Annotated in this window: 15 protein-coding genes; all 15 read right to left on the reverse strand. The window is 61.3% G+C overall.

Annotation, left to right across the window (positions count from 1 at the left end):
* Positions 1-68: 68 nt before the first annotated feature.
* On the reverse strand, positions 69-1,079 hold the full coding sequence (locus tag G8764_RS11660; protein ID WP_166164823.1) for an aspartate carbamoyltransferase: 1,011 nt from the start codon (positions 1,077-1,079) through the stop codon (positions 69-71).
* Between the two features lie 303 nt (positions 1,080-1,382).
* A complete protein-coding gene (locus tag G8764_RS11665; protein ID WP_166164824.1) occupies positions 1,383-1,853 on the reverse strand; it encodes a Dps family protein in 471 nt (156 codons plus the stop codon).
* A 328-nt stretch (positions 1,854-2,181) separates the two neighbouring features.
* The gene (gene sbcB / locus G8764_RS11670) at positions 2,182-3,606 is read right to left on the reverse strand and encodes an exodeoxyribonuclease I (RefSeq protein ID WP_166164825.1); all 1,425 of its coding nucleotides are present in this window, start codon (positions 3,604-3,606) and stop codon (positions 2,182-2,184) included.
* 65 nt (positions 3,607-3,671) lie between these two features.
* Positions 3,672-5,237 (reverse strand): SulP family inorganic anion transporter, encoded by a 1,566-nt coding sequence (locus G8764_RS11675; RefSeq protein WP_166164826.1) that lies wholly within the window; start codon positions 5,235-5,237, stop codon positions 3,672-3,674.
* Between the two features lie 99 nt (positions 5,238-5,336).
* A complete protein-coding gene (locus G8764_RS11680; protein ID WP_166164827.1) occupies positions 5,337-5,861 on the reverse strand; it encodes a Crp/Fnr family transcriptional regulator in 525 nt (174 codons plus the stop codon).
* A 177-nt stretch (positions 5,862-6,038) separates the two neighbouring features.
* Positions 6,039-6,422 (reverse strand): lactoylglutathione lyase, encoded by a 384-nt coding sequence (gene gloA / locus G8764_RS11685; RefSeq protein ID WP_166164828.1) that lies wholly within the window; start codon positions 6,420-6,422, stop codon positions 6,039-6,041.
* Between the two features lie 121 nt (positions 6,423-6,543).
* Complete coding sequence (locus G8764_RS11690; protein ID WP_243748759.1) at positions 6,544-7,452, reverse strand: urease accessory protein UreH domain-containing protein; 909 nt, start codon at positions 7,450-7,452, stop codon at positions 6,544-6,546.
* Between the two features lie 29 nt (positions 7,453-7,481).
* On the reverse strand, positions 7,482-7,880 hold the full coding sequence (gene ccoS, locus G8764_RS22950; protein ID WP_166164829.1) for a cbb3-type cytochrome oxidase assembly protein CcoS: 399 nt from the start codon (positions 7,878-7,880) through the stop codon (positions 7,482-7,484).
* A 208-nt stretch (positions 7,881-8,088) separates the two neighbouring features.
* Positions 8,089-10,560, reverse strand: a complete 2,472-nt coding sequence (locus G8764_RS11700; RefSeq protein ID WP_166164830.1) for a heavy metal translocating P-type ATPase — start codon at positions 10,558-10,560, stop codon at positions 8,089-8,091.
* Entirely contained in the window at positions 10,553-11,122 is a 570-nt protein-coding gene (locus tag G8764_RS11705; protein WP_166164831.1) for a FixH family protein, read from the reverse strand. The genes G8764_RS11700 and G8764_RS11705 overlap by 8 nt, the downstream gene beginning before the upstream one ends.
* A gap of 154 nt (positions 11,123-11,276) precedes the next feature.
* Positions 11,277-12,716, reverse strand: a complete 1,440-nt coding sequence (gene ccoG, locus G8764_RS11710; protein ID WP_166164832.1) for a cytochrome c oxidase accessory protein CcoG — start codon at positions 12,714-12,716, stop codon at positions 11,277-11,279.
* A gap of 420 nt (positions 12,717-13,136) precedes the next feature.
* Entirely contained in the window at positions 13,137-14,036 is a 900-nt protein-coding gene (gene ccoP, locus G8764_RS11715) for a cytochrome-c oxidase, cbb3-type subunit III (RefSeq protein ID WP_207951842.1), read from the reverse strand.
* Between the two features lie 3 nt (positions 14,037-14,039).
* The gene (locus tag G8764_RS11720) at positions 14,040-14,231 is read right to left on the reverse strand and encodes a cbb3-type cytochrome oxidase subunit 3 (protein WP_166164833.1); all 192 of its coding nucleotides are present in this window, start codon (positions 14,229-14,231) and stop codon (positions 14,040-14,042) included.
* Between the two features lie 29 nt (positions 14,232-14,260).
* Positions 14,261-14,872 carry a cytochrome-c oxidase, cbb3-type subunit II gene (gene ccoO, locus G8764_RS11725; protein WP_166164834.1) on the reverse strand — a complete coding sequence of 204 codons (612 nt, stop codon included), beginning with the start codon at positions 14,870-14,872 and terminating at the stop codon, positions 14,261-14,263.
* 11 nt (positions 14,873-14,883) lie between these two features.
* Complete coding sequence (ccoN, locus tag G8764_RS11730; protein ID WP_166164835.1) at positions 14,884-16,329, reverse strand: cytochrome-c oxidase, cbb3-type subunit I; 1,446 nt, start codon at positions 16,327-16,329, stop codon at positions 14,884-14,886.
* Positions 16,330-16,535 lie beyond the last annotated feature (206 nt).

The following is a 16,535-nucleotide window of genomic DNA, read 5'->3' on the forward strand; positions in this document are numbered from 1 at the left end:
AATACCCAATTTAAGTGTGCAATACCACTGCTGTCGAGAGCTACGGACGGCAGCCCTCGAACCGGGCCCTACTCGCGGCCACTGTACCAATTTACCGGGCGGGCGAAGCGATCGACCTGCTCCACCACATCCAGGATCAGGGCGAACAGTGCCATCCGCACCAGCACCCCGTTATCCGCCTGGCGGAAAATAGCCAGGTTGGGGTTGAGATTGAGGTCATTGTCCAGCTCGTTGGCATCTTCGCGGGAATCGCGCGGCAGGGGGTGCATAATCACCGTATTGGGCTCGCAGTACTGGGTGTAAATCGCCTGGTTCAAGCGAAAACGACCGCGATAGAGGTTGGCCTCTTCCCGTGAGGTGAAACGCTCCTCCTGGATCCGGGTGGAGTAGGCAATATCCACATGGCCAATTCCCCCCGCCAGGTCTTCGGAGACCAACACCTGGTGACCGGCAGCGCGCAGTTCCTCCACCAGCTGTTCCGGCATTGCCAGCTCCGTGGGCGACACCAGGGTAACCTGGATATCCCGGTACAGGCACAGCAACTTGCACAGCGAGTGCACGGTGCGACCAAACTTCAAATCGCCGATCATGGCGATGCGCAGGCCATCGACACCGCGACCGCTGGCGATCAATTCCTTGCGGATGGTGTACAAATCCAGCAGTGCCTGGCTCGGGTGCTCGTTGGAACCGTCGCCACCGTTGATAACCGGAACCCGGCTGGCGGCGGCAAATTCCGCCACCGAACCGGACTGGGGATGGCGCATACAGATGACATCGCTGTAACCGGACAATACCCGGGCAGTATCATAGAGGGACTCGCCCTTGGCGATGGCGGTACTTTGAAAACCGGTGGTCTCCCGCACTTCGCCGCCAAGCAGATTGAACGCGGCGCCAAAACTGACCCGAGTCCGGGTACTGGGTTCGAAAAACATATTGCCGAGGATTGCTCCCTCCAGCACACGGGTCACCTTGCGCCGCTGGGCATAGGGCTCCATGGAGTCGGCCACCTGAAAAACCCGTTCGATATCAGACCGCTCAAACTGCTCGATCGACAGGATATGAGCACCGGTAAATTGCATGGATTGTTCCCACCTCTAAGCACAGATCATTACGCCCGCTGCTAACCTTGCCAGGCCCCGCGCATTGTAACCAGTGTCTGCCCGGAAACAAACCTCCGCTTTACCTCCCCGGCTCGAAAAATAAACTGCGCTACAGATTTCCCTGATTTACCCTGAACGGGCGGTTGCCGCCAGAGCTGGCCAGGTAAGCGTGGCCACTCCGGCCGCGGCCCTGAAACGACAACAGGCTGACCCTGGGGCCAGCCTGTTGTGGGCTAGATTGCCGACAGTAATGTCGGTTAACTGCGGGAATTACTGGCGCTGCTATTTGCGCGTTGCCCGCAACATCCACGCGGTTTTCTCGTGGATTCGCATCCGGTCCGACACCAGCGCCGCAGTCGACTCGTCACCACCTTCCTGGGCCAGGCGCAACACTTCACGCGCGGTCTTGACCACCTGCTCGTGCCCCTTGGTCAGGTAGTCCACCATCTGCTCGCCGCTGGGCACATCGTCCACTTCGCGGATGGAGCTGAGCTCGGCAAAAGCCTTGTAAGTGCCGGGAGCCACCACATCCAGGGTGCGGATACGCTCGGCGATATCGTCCACCGCCACCGCCAGCTCGGTGTAGTGCTCCTCAAACATCAGGTGCAGTTCGCGAAACAGCGGCCCGGTGACATTCCAGTGAAAGTTATGGGTCTGCAGGTACAGGGTGTAGGAATCCGCCAGCAGGCGCTTCAGGCCCTCGGCGATGGCCAGGCGATGCTCCTGTTTAATACCAATATCAATTGTGGTCATAGTCGTTCTCCTCGTCTCTGCATGAATATTTACCAGCGCTAAGCGGCGCTGAATTGCCTCCTGGCAACCAAAGCTGCCAACCTTGCCGCTGCCTTGCACTGGGCTTGTGCTGAGCATTATCACGCACCGACACCGATAATTAAAATTAATTAATTATATCCATTCAATAGCGTAAGACAACAGAAGCTCCACGCTGGCAGCTGCCCTGAGCTGTCCGTTTTGGCCACGGGGCGGCGCTCGGGCCACGGCAGGCTATTAATACGACGCTGCCCGGCAAGCGGATTAGTGCCACTGCCGCAGCCGCCGAGGGCCGGGGGCCGGCGCCGGGTCAGTCGAGCAGTTGCGCCGCGTACTCCTGCAAGGCATCGAGCAACTGCAACTGCGGCGGGGTCAATTCGCGTTCGGCCCGGATGCTGGCAATGCGCTCCTCCAGCTCCGTCACCGTGAGGCTGCCGCCGGCGGCGGGATTGGTGAGGCGCTCGCGCCGCCAGGCCTGCCACTGCTGCTGCTCGGCGGCGCTGAGGGTGTGCGGGTAGTGACGGGCCCGGTAGCGAAACAGCAGCGGCTGCAGGCGCGCGTCTTTAAAGTCAAAGGCCTGGGCCTGCAGCTGCTCCGGCGTGGCGCGCCGCACCCGCTCACAGAGGCGCTTGTCCGCATCCTGCAGGAAACCGTCATAGAGCTGCTGCTCCGGATCCGGGGATAGGGTAAAGCTGTTGCTGGCGAACACCGCCTGCAGCTTGTCCTTCAGGTCGGCCCCGCGCAGCTGCTGCCAGTGCCGCTCGCACACGGACTTATCGATGTGCAGGCGCGCCGCGGCCTCGTCATCCAGCAATTTGACCGTGGTCAGCACCGGGCATTTGTTGAGGTGCACCAGCTTCAGCGGAATCCGCTCCTCCCCCTCCGCCAGCTGCTCGCTGGGCTGGTAGAGTTTGGCCAGAATCGCCTCCGCCGACAGGCTCAGCAGCGGGGTCGGGTCCACCCCCAGGTTGCAGACGATCACCGCATTTTTATTGACCGGGTGCATGGCCAATGGAGCCACCAGGCCGACACAACCATTGTCCGCCGGAAAACGCGACGAGACATGCAGCAGCGGCTTGCGCTGCTTGAGGTCAATCAGGGCGGCCACGTTCTGTTTGCGGCGCAGTTCAAATACGTGTTGATACAGCGCCGGCTGGCGAGTTTTGATCAGTTTTGCCAGGGCAATGGTGGCGTGCACATCCGCCAGCGCATCGTGGGCGCCCACATGGCTGATGCCGTTGGCGGCGGTCAGGTCCTCGAGCCGGAAACTGGCGCGGCCATCGGGGTGGTTGGGCCACTCGATACCCTCCGGGCGCAGGGCCCGAGTCAGGCGCACCATATCGATAATATCCCAGCGCGAGTTGCCGTTGCGCCACTCGCGTTCGTAGGGGTCGTAAAAGTTGCGGTAGAGGGTGTAGCGCGTGACTTCGTCGTCAAAACGCAGGCTGTTATAGCCCACCCCGCAGGTGCCGGGCAGGGACAGTTCGGCGTGAATCGCGGCGATAAAATCCGGCTCCGGCAGGCCTTCGGCCTGGGCCTTCTGCGGGCTGATACCGGTCACCAGGCAGGCCTCCGGCTTGGGCAATATATCCGCAGTCGGGCGGCAGTAAGCGACCAGCGGCTCGCCCAGGGGGTTGAGATCCAGGTCTGTGCGAACACCCGCAAACTGGGAGGGCCGATCCCGGGCCGGCACTTCCCCCCAGGTTTCGTAGTCGTGCCAGTAGAGTGTCGTCATGGTTGTCGTCCCGTCCTGTGGGGCCAGTGGCGACCCCATTGTATTCCGTTGAATGGTTCAGCGCCCTATCCCAGCTCGTCGCTGGCCACGTGGTAGGTGGGGTCTTCCAGCACATTGACCTCGCACAGGTCTCCGGCTTTTTTTAGCAGCTGGCGGCACTCCGGGCTCAAGTGACGCAGGTGCAGGGTCTTGCCCAGGGCCTTGTATTTTTCCGCCAGCCCATCCAGTGCCTCGATCCCGGAGTGGTCGCTAACCCGGGAGCGCTTGAACTCGATAACCACGTGTTCCGGATCATTCTCCAGGTCAAACAATTCGCGGAAGTTGGCCACCGAGCCAAAAAAAAGCGGGCCGCGCAGGGCGTAGACCTTGTAGCCATTGGCATCGATACTGGTATCCGCCTGGATATGCTGGGCGTGCTTCCAGGCAAACACCAGCGCCGAGACCATCACCCCGACCGTGACCGCGATGGCGAGGTCGTAAAATACCGTCACCGCCGACACCAGCACGATAATAAAGGCATCGGTGGCGGGCACCTTGCCCATAATGCGCAGCGACGACCACTCAAAGGTCCCCAGCACTACCATAAACATAATCCCCACCAGGGCGGCCAGCGGAATCATCTCGATCACGTTGGCACCGAACAGGATAAAACCCAGCAGCACCAGGGCGGCGGTGATACCGGACAGGCGACCGCGACCGCCGGAGTTGATGTTGATCATGGACTGGCCAATCATGGCACAGCCGCCCATGCCGCCGAAAAAGCCATTGGTGGTATTGGCGATACCCTGGCCGATGCACTCGCGATTGCCCCGGCCGCGCGTATCGGTCAGCTCGTCGATCAGGGTCAGGGTCAGCAGCGATTCAATCAGGCCGATGGCGGCAATAATCACCGCGTAGGGCAAAATAATCTTCAGGGTGGCGTAGGTCATGGGCACGTCGGGCACGGCAAAGCTCGGCAATTCCCCCTTCAGCGTCGCCTCGGCGGCCTGCTCGGCGGGCAGCATATCGCGAACAAAATCAATGACCGTGCGCGCCTCCAGGTCGAGGCCGAGAACCGCCAGGGTCACCACCACCAGCGCCACCAGCCCCGAGGGTACCGCGGTGCTGTACTTGGGCAGCAGGTGCACAATCAGCATGGTGACCAGAATCAGTATTATCATGGTGTAGAGCATCTCCCCCTGCATCCACACCATCATGCCGTCGTAGAGCTCCACCTTGAATTGGCCCAGTTGGGCCAGAAAGATGACGATGGCCAGGCCGTTGACGAAGCCCAGCATCACCGGGTAAGGCACCATGCGAATAAACTTGCCGAGCCGCAACAGCCCGGCCAGGATCTGGATAATCCCGGCCAGCACCACGGTGGCAAACAGGTACTGCACGCCGTGGCCCGCCACCAGCGCCACCATAACCACCGCCGTGGCACCGGTAGCGCCCGAGATCATGCCCGGGCGACCGCCAAAAATGGAGGTCAGCAAGCCCATCATAAAGGCCGCGTACAGCCCCACCATGGGCTCGACCCCGGCCACAAAGGCGAAGGCAACCGCCTCCGGCACCAGCGCCAGTGCCACGGTAAAACCGGACAGCACATCGTTCTTGACGTTGGCTTGCTCAGACGTAATTAACTTGAACATCGTCGGGTCCAATAATGGCTAACAGCACAGTAGCCAGCAGGAGTTGCCAGTGGCGACCGGGATTACAGGCTTGGTGCAGAGGCGACCAGGGCTACTGAGTTAGTAACTCTCGATGTCCTCGATAATGGCTTCCGGGTATTGGGCGAGGCAATTCACCAGCTGCCGGTTGGTCTTGTGCAGGCGCCGGCAAGCCTCCCGGGCAATATTCAGCACCAGCATGGAGAACAGGGCCAGGTCGGTGCGAAAAATATCATCCAGGGCCTCGCCGGACAGCACCAGCAAATCGGTTTTTTCCACCGCCACCGTGGACGCCGTGTGCGGCTGGATGCCGATAACGGAGATATCGCCAAAGCAGGTGCCGGGCAGGAGCTCCGCTTTCAGCACCGGCTTGCCCGCCACCTCATAGAACAGGTCGACGCGCCCGGTTTCGACGATATAGATATAGGATGCGCTGTCACCGACACTGAAAATGGTCTCGCCCGCCTGGTAGTGAACCAGCTTCAGGCGCTTGAATATCTGGTACAGCTGGGCTTCACTCAGCCCGCCAAAGATGATGATTTTGTCCAGGATGGGCAAAACCTTTTCCACGTCGAGGAAGGGTTCTCTCGGAATGTGTTCAGTCATGCTCTGCAGTGTCCCAATGCGTGTCGCCGGATAAAGAATACCCGACAATACAGATCTTTACACGCCACTTGCGCGCAAAAAAACAGTCCGCCGCCAGCGATTCCACTGCCGCGCCGGCCCCGCGCAGTGCAACGGGCGCCAGCTGCAGCCACTTGAGTCAGGTCTCACTGCCCCCCGCTAGTGAGCGCCCAGCAGTTCCACTTTATAGCCATCGGGGTCTTCGACAAACGCGAGAATGGTTGAGCCGTGCTTCATCGGCCCCGCCTCCCGCACCACCTTGCCACCACTGGCCTTGATTTTTTCACAGGCGGCGTACACATCCGCCACCTCGATGGCAATATGACCGTAGGCATCACCCAGCTCATAGCGATCAGTATCCCAGTTGTGGGTCAGTTCCAGCACCGCCTCGGAGCTCTCCTCCCCGTAGCCGACAAACGCCAGGGTAAAGCGCCCCTCCGGGAAATCCTTGCGCCGCAGCAGCCCCATGCCGAGCACCTCGGTATAGAATTTAATGGATGCCTCGAGGTCGGTTACCCGCAGCATGGTGTGTAGTATTCGCATGACAATTAGCTCCAGTCAGTTGCAGATTGATAAGGTGTTTATTTGCAGATTGTAAAACAGTCACTTGCAGATTTTTTAACGCCTCGCCCCCAGTCGCCGGCGAGGCTTTGGCTGGCCCGGGTTAATGATGATGGCTGTGCTCCGCTGGCGCGGCGGACGGCACCGCATCGCTGTCAGGCTGCAGGGTATCTTCTTCTGACTCCTGGGCCTGTTGTCCGCCGTGGCCGGCGTGAGCCGCTGGCATTTTATGCAACTCGTGTCCCTGCGGCCCTTCATGGACCTCCCGGGCCTCCTGGATTTCGTGGCTGCCATGACTGCCGTGGCTGTCGTGGCTGTCGTGGCTGCCATGCAGCAGGGCCGCCCACAGGGTCCAGCCGCCGAAGGCCAGAATGCAGACCGCCATCGCACTGCGAAAGCCCCGCTGCCGCATCACTGCCTGCAGCCGGGCGGCCAGCACCCCGGCCGCCAGCATAACCGGCAGGGTGCCGAGACCAAACGCCAACATCACCCCGGCCGCGGCCGGCGCGCTGGCCTGGGCCAGGCCATAGGCCAGCGCCGTGTACACCAGGCCACAGGGCAGCCAGCCCCACAGGGCCCCCAGCAGCAGCGCCCCGCTGCCACTGCGCACCGGCATCAGGCGCTTTGCCAACGGCTGCAGCGGTTTCCAGAACACGCCCCCGAGCCGTTCGAGATAGACCAGGCCCTGCCACCAGCCGCCGATGTAGAGTCCCATGGCCAGCAACAGCAAGGCCGCCACCACCCGCAGCACACTCACCCCCTGGGCGCCGGTGAGATGGTAGCCCAGCCAGCCGGCCAGGGCACCGATCAGGGTGTAACTGGCGATCCGGCCGAGATTGTAGAGCACAATAATCTGCAGACGTCGCAGCGGCTGTTGGTCTGGTACCGAGAAGCTGAGCGCCGCCATCAGCCCGCCGCACATGCCGATGCAGTGGGCGCCACCGAGCAGGCCGATGGCAAACGCCGCCAGCAAGGGCCCGTATTCGAATCCCAGGGCGGCGCTGTCAAGCAAGGCGCAAACCTCCGCGGGGTTGTTGCAGGCTACTGGTCACGAGCCTGTCCGGCAGAGGGCCCGGCAGGGGCAGAGGTGGTGGACCCGGGCTTCAGCCCAGCGGGCGCAGTGGCGGCGGCTTGATCGTCTTTCGGCACAGCTTGATTGTCCGTGGGTCCACTGGCGGCTGCCGCTGCTGAAGGCAATGCAGAATCAGGCAAATCCGGGCTGGGGGACGGCGCCGACTCCCGCTCCCCCGACTCACCGGCGCGCGAGGCAGGCGCGCGCTTGCGCCCCCGCCTGGCGCCGGGGCCATCATCAAACAGTATGCGCTGCCCCTCGGTATCGAGATCGTCGTACTGGCCGCTGTTGACCGCCCAGAACAACACCCGCACGGCGATGACAAGAAACACCAGCGCCACCGGCACCAACAAATACAAACTTTCCAAAGTTACCGCTCCCGGCAACGGGCATTGTCGCACCGCCGCCTGTTCTGTCGGCCGCCGGTCGAGCCCGGGTTAATCCCGGCCCGGCCGACGCCTGTTGTTCACCGCCTGTTGTTCACAGTGACTTTTATTCACTGCTATCTTTGCTCACTGCGCCGTTTGTTCTCTGTCGCTGGTCCGCAACCCCGGGTCGGGCACAGCAGCCAGTGCGCTAACGGCGGCCGATGCGCAGGGCGTTGGCCACCACCACCAGCGAACTGCTGGACATGCCGATCGCCGCCGCCCAGGGCGGCACCCAGCCGGCCGCCGCCAGCGGCACTGCCAGCAGGTTATAGGTCAGCGCCCAGGCCAGGTTTTGCCGAATTATACGCCGCGTCAGGTGAGCGCAATCCAGTGCCCGGCTCAATACCCCCAGGTCGCTGCGCAGCAACACGCTGTCGGCGCGAGTCTGGGCCAAATCGGTAGCCCCACCCATGGCCACCGAGACAAAGGCGGCACTCAGCACCGGCACGTCATTGATGCCATCGCCGACCATCAGGACCCGCTCGCCGCGCTGCTGTACTTCCTGCACATAGGCCAGTTTCTGCTGCGGACTGCGGTTGGACTGCCAGCGTTGAAAGCCCAGCAGCCGGGCGATTCGCTGCACTTCCGGTTCATCATCACCACTCAACAACTCCGTCTGCAGGCCGCGGGCCTGGAGGTCGGCGATCAGCGCCCGGGCGCTGGGCCGGAGGCTGTCCCGGAGACGAATCCAGGCCACTATTCTACTCTTTCCGCGGCTCTCGCCTCCACTCGCAGCCTCACCTTCTGCCGCAGAGCCGGCACAGCCCAACAGCAACCACTGGCCACTGCCCACCGGCGGCGTCGCCGCCAGCCCCACGAAACCCGGCTTGCCCAACCGGTAGACGCCGCCATGGCTGCCGTCGCCAGCCCCCTGCGCAACAATTTCCCCCTGTACCCCCTGGCCGGTAACCTGCTTCAGGTTAAGCGCCTGCCGGGCGCCTTCAAAGCCGCTAAAGGCCCGCGCCAAGGGGTGGGATGAACCCGCCTCCAAAGCGGCACAGATCTGTAACACCGCTACCCGGTGAGCCGCGGGCAGCGGTTGGCCATTGCCGTCGAGCACGTCTTCCACCTGCGGACTGCCCTCGGTCAGGGTGCCGGTTTTATCAAACACAACCCGGTCGATGGCGTTCAGCCCCTCCAACACGTGCCCCCGGGTCACCAGCAAGCCCTGCTGGCGCAACCAGGCAATGGCCACCGTCAAGGCTGTGGGGGACGCCAGCGACAGGGCACAGGGACAGGTCACCACCAGCACCGAAAGGGTTATCCAGAAGGCCCGCGCCGGGTCGATAAACCACCAGCTGACCGCCACCAGCAGGGCAACCAGCAACACCAGGCCGACAAAGCGGCTCGCCAGGCGGTCGGCCATGGCCACCTGGGAGGGCTTTTCCTGTTGCGCCTGCTCAACCAGGCGTTCTATGGCCGACAGGCGAGTGTCCACACCCACCGCCGTGACATCGATCTGCAGGGCGCTGTCGGTGTTCATACTGCCGGCAATCACCTCGTCGCCGGGTTCCTTATGCACCGCGTCCGGCTCGCCGCTGAGCAGGGTTTCGACCACCCCGCCACTGCCGTCGCGCACCACCCCGTCGCAGGGAATACAGGCACCGCTGGCCACTTCCACCCGATCGCCGCAGCGCAACTGGCGCAGGCTGACCGTTTCCCAGGCACCACTGGCCGCCCGGCGCCGGGCGGTCAAGGGCAGCAGCTGGGCAAAGCGATCGGTTTCAATACCGTTGCGATGCCGCACCCGCATCTCCAGGTAGCGGCCCAACAGCAGGAAAAATGTAAACATGGAGACCGAGTCGAAATACACCTCGCCGCCGCCGAACAGCGTGGCCCAGACACTGGCGCTGTAGGCGCCGCCAATGGCGATGGAGACCGGCACGTCCATATTCAGGTGGCGCGTGCGCAGGCCGCGCCGGGCCGCCTGGAAAAACGGCCGGGCACTGTAGAGCACTACCGGGGTCGCGATCAACAGGCTGAGCCAGCGCAGGAAAACCTCCCAGCCCTCATCAGCGCCGGCGTACAGGGCCACCGCCACCATACCCAACTGCATCATGCCAAAACCGGCCACCGCCAGCCGCATCAGGGCCTGGCGGTTTTCCTTTTCACGCAGGGCTTGCTGGCGCCCCTCGGTGGCCGGCACCGGGTTGTAGCCGATCCCGGCCAGTGCTGCCAGCAATTCGCCCAGGGTTATTTGCTGCGGCTGCCAGCGCAACTGGCATCTATGGGTGCTGGCGTTGACGCGCACGGACAGGACCCCCGGCAGGGCGCCGAGATGATGTTCGATCAACCAGACACAGGCGGCGCAGTTAATGCCTTCCAGCAATAGCGCCACTTGCGCCGCGCCGGTGGCGTCCCGGTGCACCAGTTGCGCCTGGATTTCCGGCAGGTCAAAGGCACTGAAATCGGCCGCCCGGGAATTCGGTCGCACGCTGTTATCGGTGCGAAAGCGGTAGAAATTTTCCAGCCCGCCACTGACGATAGCGGTCGCCACCGCCTGGCAACCGGGGCAACAAAAGCGGCGCTGTTGCTCGTCTATCAGCAGCTGGAAATCTGTCTGCGGCGGGACTGGCAACCCACAGTGGTAGCAGCCGGCCTGGAGTTGCTGCTCACTCATCGCCACCAAACTTCAAGCGCGTTGCCCGGTCGAGATTTAACTCGCCGGTCAAGCGCCAGGTACGTGCAGCCGCGGGGGTCTGGCCCGGCGCCATGGCGTCGCCAGTGGACGCCAGGCGCACGTACCAGCGGTGCTGGATGCGGTGCGGCAGGTCGCCGAGATAGCGCCCGGGATAGGCTTGCCGCAACAGGATACGCAGGTCGTTATCCTCTTCCAGCGGATGATCCAGGTACAGGGTCAGCTGCTCCGGCAAGCGGTAGTCACTGGCGCTGGAGGCCAGGCTCAACACCACCTCACCCACCGTAAGATCGACCAGCAGCTCCCCCGCCAGGCCCAGTTCGGCGGCGGCGCGGTCCTGCTCCAGGCGCATATTGTACATGCGCCCTTCCTTGTAGTAATTGTCGACCACCATGTCATCGGCATCTTTCACGATAATGGTCATAAACGGAATCCAGGCCAGCATCACCAACAGCAGCGGCGCCAGCACAAACCAGGCCCAGAACTGCTTATACCAGGGCCCATCGTCCCGGTCCTGCTGGCCGTGCTTGCGTGAATCTGTCATTAACATTTAACCTGGTTCAAGAGTATTTCACCGGCCGCGGGAATCTTACCTGCGCGGCGGGATGGGAGCGGCTCCAACCTGTTCGGAGCCGGGGCGGGATTCTAACACCTGGCGCCGCTAATGTGGCCACAACATTGCCTGTCGCGGCGGCCGCTCAGTGCATGGATGGGCCGATAAAGCTGGCCTCTTCCCGCGCCGTAATGGCCGGGTCATCAGTGGCCGTCACCGTTACATAGATGGTGTTCTTCGAAGTCTTCAAGTCCTTCCTGGGCACAGATACCCGCACCGGCAGGGTGAAGATTTCTCCCTCTTCCAGCTGCAGCGGCCGGTAGCCGCGAATGTGGAAATCGCCGGCACCCTCAACCGCGATCTCGTAGCTGTGCGGGCGCTGGTCCATATTGTTGATCTTGACCGTGTAGACATTCTGCACCTGGTCGCCACTGATCCGGTACAGGCGGGCACCGCGATCGCGGATCACATCGACCGATACCGGTTCCCGCGAGCCCACCGCGTAGACAAAAGCGGCGATCATGGCCACCACCGCCAGGGTATAGCCGTACAAACGCGGCCGCAAAAAATGAGTGGCACCGTTTTCCAACTGGTCTTCCGAGGTAAAACGAATCAGGCCGCGCGGGTAGTTCATTTTGTCCATCACCTGGTTGCAGGCGTCGACACAGAGACCGCAGTTGATGCACTCGTACTGCAGCCCCTCGCGAATATCGATATCCACCGGGCACACCTGCACACACCAGGAGCAGTCGATACAGTCGCCCTTGCCCGCCGCCTTGTAGTCCTCCCCGGACTTACGTGGCCCGCGCTGCTCACCGCGGGCGGCATCATAGTGCACCGCCAGGGTGTCGGTATCGTACATCACCGATTGAAAGCGCGCGTAGGGGCACATGTACTTGCACACCTGCTCGCGCAACCAGCCGGCGTTGACATAGGTGGCGGTGGCAAAGAAAAAGGTCCAGAACGCCGCCACCGGGTGCACATCAAAGGTCACCATACCGGATTCGTTGAGGCTCGGGATAAAGCCCAGAATCAACTCCCGTATGGGTGTGAAGTACCCCACAAACGTGAGCCCGGTAATCAGCGCTATGGCCACCCAGAGAAAATGCTTGCTGCCTTTGCGCAAGACTTTTTCTGTGGTCCAGGGCTGCTGGTCGAGCTTCATACGCTTGTTGCGATCGCCCTCGCAGAAGTGCTCGGCCCAGATATACATCAGTGTCCACACAGTTTGCGGGCAGGTAAAACCGCACCAGACCCGCCCTACCAGCACCGTGACGGTAAACAGGGCAAAGGCGGCAATGATCAGCAACCAGGCCAGCAACATGCCGTCCTGGGGCCAGAAGGTCATCCACAAAATATGAAATTTGCGCGCCGGCAGGTCAAACAGCATGGCCGGGCGACCATCCACCACCAACCAGGGCATCAGCAGAAAGCCGGCGATCAACGGCAAGCCGGTGTAGCGACGTATCTTTTGAAAAAAGCCGGAGACCTTGCGGGTATAGACCTTACCCGTGTCCTCATAGAGATTGCGATAACGAATTTCCGGCGCTGCAGCTTGCTCTTTAACCGGGTTTTTTTCACCCATGAATATGCTCCTGTTAAGACCCTTACCGTCGCCAGGCCAACCCTGGCCAGGCAGTCGCTCGCCGCGCCCGGCGCAGCAAGCCCAGTGGTACTGAAAGCCCTGTCGTACTGAAAACCGGCCAGGCTGAAACCGGCCATACTAACAGGCACCGGCGCCAGCGCGTTGACTGAGCGCAACTATACTGCAGCTGCCAGGCAACTGGCGCGACACCCTGACGCCGCGACACCCTAGCGCAAAACCGGCGCGTCACAAAACAGGATAAATCTATGTGCCTAAACGGGAAAATAAGCCAGCCCCAGCGTCGGCCGCCGCCAGCACAGGCACAAAAAAGCCCCGCTATACGGGGCCTTTTTACAGCGGTCTGTACGCTTGTACAAACCGCGCCTCGAGCAGCGAATGCCCCCCAGCCAACAGGGCCGGCTATTCCATATTGCGCGACAGGCTGTAGACGTAGGCCGTCAGCAGGTGGATCTTCTCCTCCCGCAGCCGCTCTTGCTGGGCCGGCATCACATTGTTGCGACCATTGCGGATCGAGTGGCGTATACCCTTGGCGGTGCCGTCGTACAACCAGATGTCGTCGGTCAAATTGGGCGCACCCAACAGCTGGTTGCCCTTGCCATCGGCACCGTGACAGGCCGCACAGTTCTGGGCAAATACCTTTTGCCCGGCGACCGCCAGTTCTTGCCGGTGCTCGCGACCGGAGAGGGACAGGACGTACTCCGCGGCTGCCACCACATTTTCCTCGCCGATGATGGGGCCCCAGGGTGGCATATTGCCGTTGCGGCCGTTCACCAGGGTCTGCTTGATCAACTCCGGCGTACCGCCATAGAGCCAGTCGTTATCGGTCAGGTTGGGAAAGCCATAGTTGCCGCCGGCATCGGCGCCGTGGCAAATCGCGCAGTTGTTGGCGAACAGGCGCACACCCATTTTCAGTGCCCGCGGATCCTCCGCCACCTGCTCCACCGGCATCGCGGCAAACTGGGCGAACAACTCACCGTACTGCTCATCGGCACGCTCTTGCTCCCGCTCCAGCTGATTCTGGGAGGTCCAGCCCAGCAGGCCTTTAAAGCTGCCCAGTCCCGGGTAGAGCGCCAGGTAGATGGCGGTAAAAATAATCGTGCCGACAAACATCTGGAACCACCACTTGGGCAGTGGGTTGTCGTATTCCTCGATGCCGTCGTAAATATGACCGGTGGTTTTGTTTTCCGGGTCGTCGTCATCGCTGATGGCTACCTTGCGGTTTGCCATCAGCACCCAAATAATCAGGCCCAGATTGATCAGGGTCAGGCCAATAATCCAAAGGCTCCAAAAAGTACTCATAATTTATTCCGCCTTGTCTTCGTCCGCGGCCGGACGAAGTGTCTTGTTGGGTGCTGGGACATCGTCGGCAAACGGCAGCTCCGCCGCCTCTTTGAACTGCTTCCTGCGGCTGGGCGAGAACGCCCACCAGCAGACACCGGCAAAGGCGATCATCACCAGGATGGTAGAGAAACCTTTCAGCGTATTTAAGTCCATGATGTCCTCGCTTGTCTGTGTTGTGGCTGTTAGCGCTTGTGCTGCAACAGAGTACCCAGTTGCTGCAAGTATGCGATCAGCGCTTCCATTTCCGTCACGCCGTTAACCGCATCTGCCGCGCCGGCAATATCCGCGTCGGTGTAGGGCACACCCACGGAGCGCAGCGCCGCCATTTTCTTGCCGGTGTGCTTGCCGTCCAGGATATTGTCAAACAACCACGGGAAGGCCGGCATATTCGACTCCGGCACCACGTTGCGCGGATTGTAGAGATGGGCGCGATGCCACTCATCGGAATAGCGTCCACCCACCCGGGCCAGGTCTGGTCCGGTGCGCTTGGAACCCCACAGGAAGGGGTGATCGTAGACCGACTCGCCCGCCACCGAGTAGTGACCATAGCGCTCCACTTCAGAGCGCAGGGGGCGCACCATCTGGGTGTGGCAGACGTGACAACCTTCGCGAATATAGATGTCACGCCCCTCCAGCTGCACCGCATTCCAGGGCTTCAGGCCCTCGATTGGCTGGGTAGTTTGCTTGAGAAAAAATTGCGGCACGATTTCGACCAGGCCACCAAAACTGATGGCGACCACCGCCAGGATCATCAGCAGGCCGATATTTTTTTCAACTATGTCATGGTTTTTCACTGCTGAGCTCCTTAAGCCGTTTGCGGCTGCGCATCGGTGACTTCATCTTCTTCTTCGGTCACCAGGGTGCGGTACATATTAAAGGCCATCAGCAGCATGCCCACCAGGAAGAAGCCACCGCCCAGGACGCGGACAAAGTAGCCGGGGTAACTGGCTTCCACCGCTTCGGCAAAACTGTAGGTCAGGGTGCCGTCGGCGTTGAATGCGCGCCACATCAGGCCCTGCATAATGCCGTTCACCCACATAGAGGCGATATAGAGCACGGTACCAATGGTGGCCAGCCAGAAGTGGGTGTTGATCAAAGTCACACTCCACATTTCCCTTCTGCCGGTCAGTACTGGCAGCAGGTGATAGACCGCACCGATGGAAATCATGGCAACCCAGCCCAGCGCCCCGGAGTGCACGTGGCCAACGGTCCAGTCGGTGTTGTGGGACAGGGCGTTGACTGTCTTGATGGCCATCATCGGGCCCTCAAAGGTGGACATACCGTAAAACGACAGGGATACCACCAGGAAGCGCAGGGTCGGGTCGGTGCGCAATTTATGCCAGGCACCGGACAGGGTCATGATGCCGTTGATCATGCCGCCCCAGGAGGGCGCCAGCAAAATCAGTGACATCACCATGCCCAGGCTCTGGGCCCAATCGGGCAGCGCCGAGTAGTGCAGGTGGTGGGAGCCGGCCCAGATATAAAGGCTGATCAGGGCCCAGAAGTGGACGATCGACAGCTGGTAGGAGTACACCGGGCGACCGGCCTGTTTGGGCACGAAGTAGTACATCATGCCGAGGAAGCCGGCGGTCAGGAAGAAGCCCACCGCGTTGTGACCGTACCACCACTGGATCATCGCATCCATGGCACCGCTGTACATGGAGTAGGACTTGGTCAGGGTGACCGGCACCGCCATGCTGTTGACCACGTGCAACAGCGCCACAGTGATAATAAAAGCGCCGTAGAACCAGTTGGCCACGTAGATGTGCGAGGTCTTGCGCTTGACGATGGTGCCAAAAAACACGATCGCGTAGGACACCCACACCAGGGTTATGAGGATATCGATCGGCCACTCCAGCTCCGCGTATTCCTTGGTGGAGGTGTAGCCCAGGGGCAGCGTGATGCACGCCAGCACAATCACCAGCTGCCAGCCCCAGAAGGTAAAGGGCACCAGAATGCCGCCGAACAAGGGCGCCTGGCAGGTGCGCTGCACCACATAGTAGGAGGTTGCAAACAGGGCGCAACCGCCGAAGGCAAAGATAACTGCGTTGGTGTGGAGCGGACGCAAGCGCCCGAAGTGGGAGTATGGCTGCAAGATATCGTTTAACTGCGGCCACATTAACTCGGCTGCAATAAATACGCCCAGTGACATCCCGATCACGCCCCAAACGACGGTCATGATGGTGAACTGGCGTACTACCTTGTAGTCATATGCAGACTGTTCGACAGCCGTTGCCTGATTACTACTCATAGTGACGTTCCTGATTGATTTTAAAACTGAATAAATCGGTTTCGCGCAGCGACAACGTCAGGCGCCCTTCGCTGCAGACAGAAAGTCCGGCATTGTGCCGCACTTGTACTGCCAATATTTTGATGCGCGTCAAGTGTACCCCAAGGCGGCCCGGATTAAACCGTCCTAAAGTACATCATTTGCTCACCGCTTGCGCTGTTACAGCA

Origin of the sequence: Pseudomaricurvus alcaniphilus, from assembly GCF_011440395.1 — a bacterium.
Taxonomy (GTDB): domain Bacteria; phylum Pseudomonadota; class Gammaproteobacteria; order Pseudomonadales; family Cellvibrionaceae; genus Pseudomaricurvus; species Pseudomaricurvus alcaniphilus.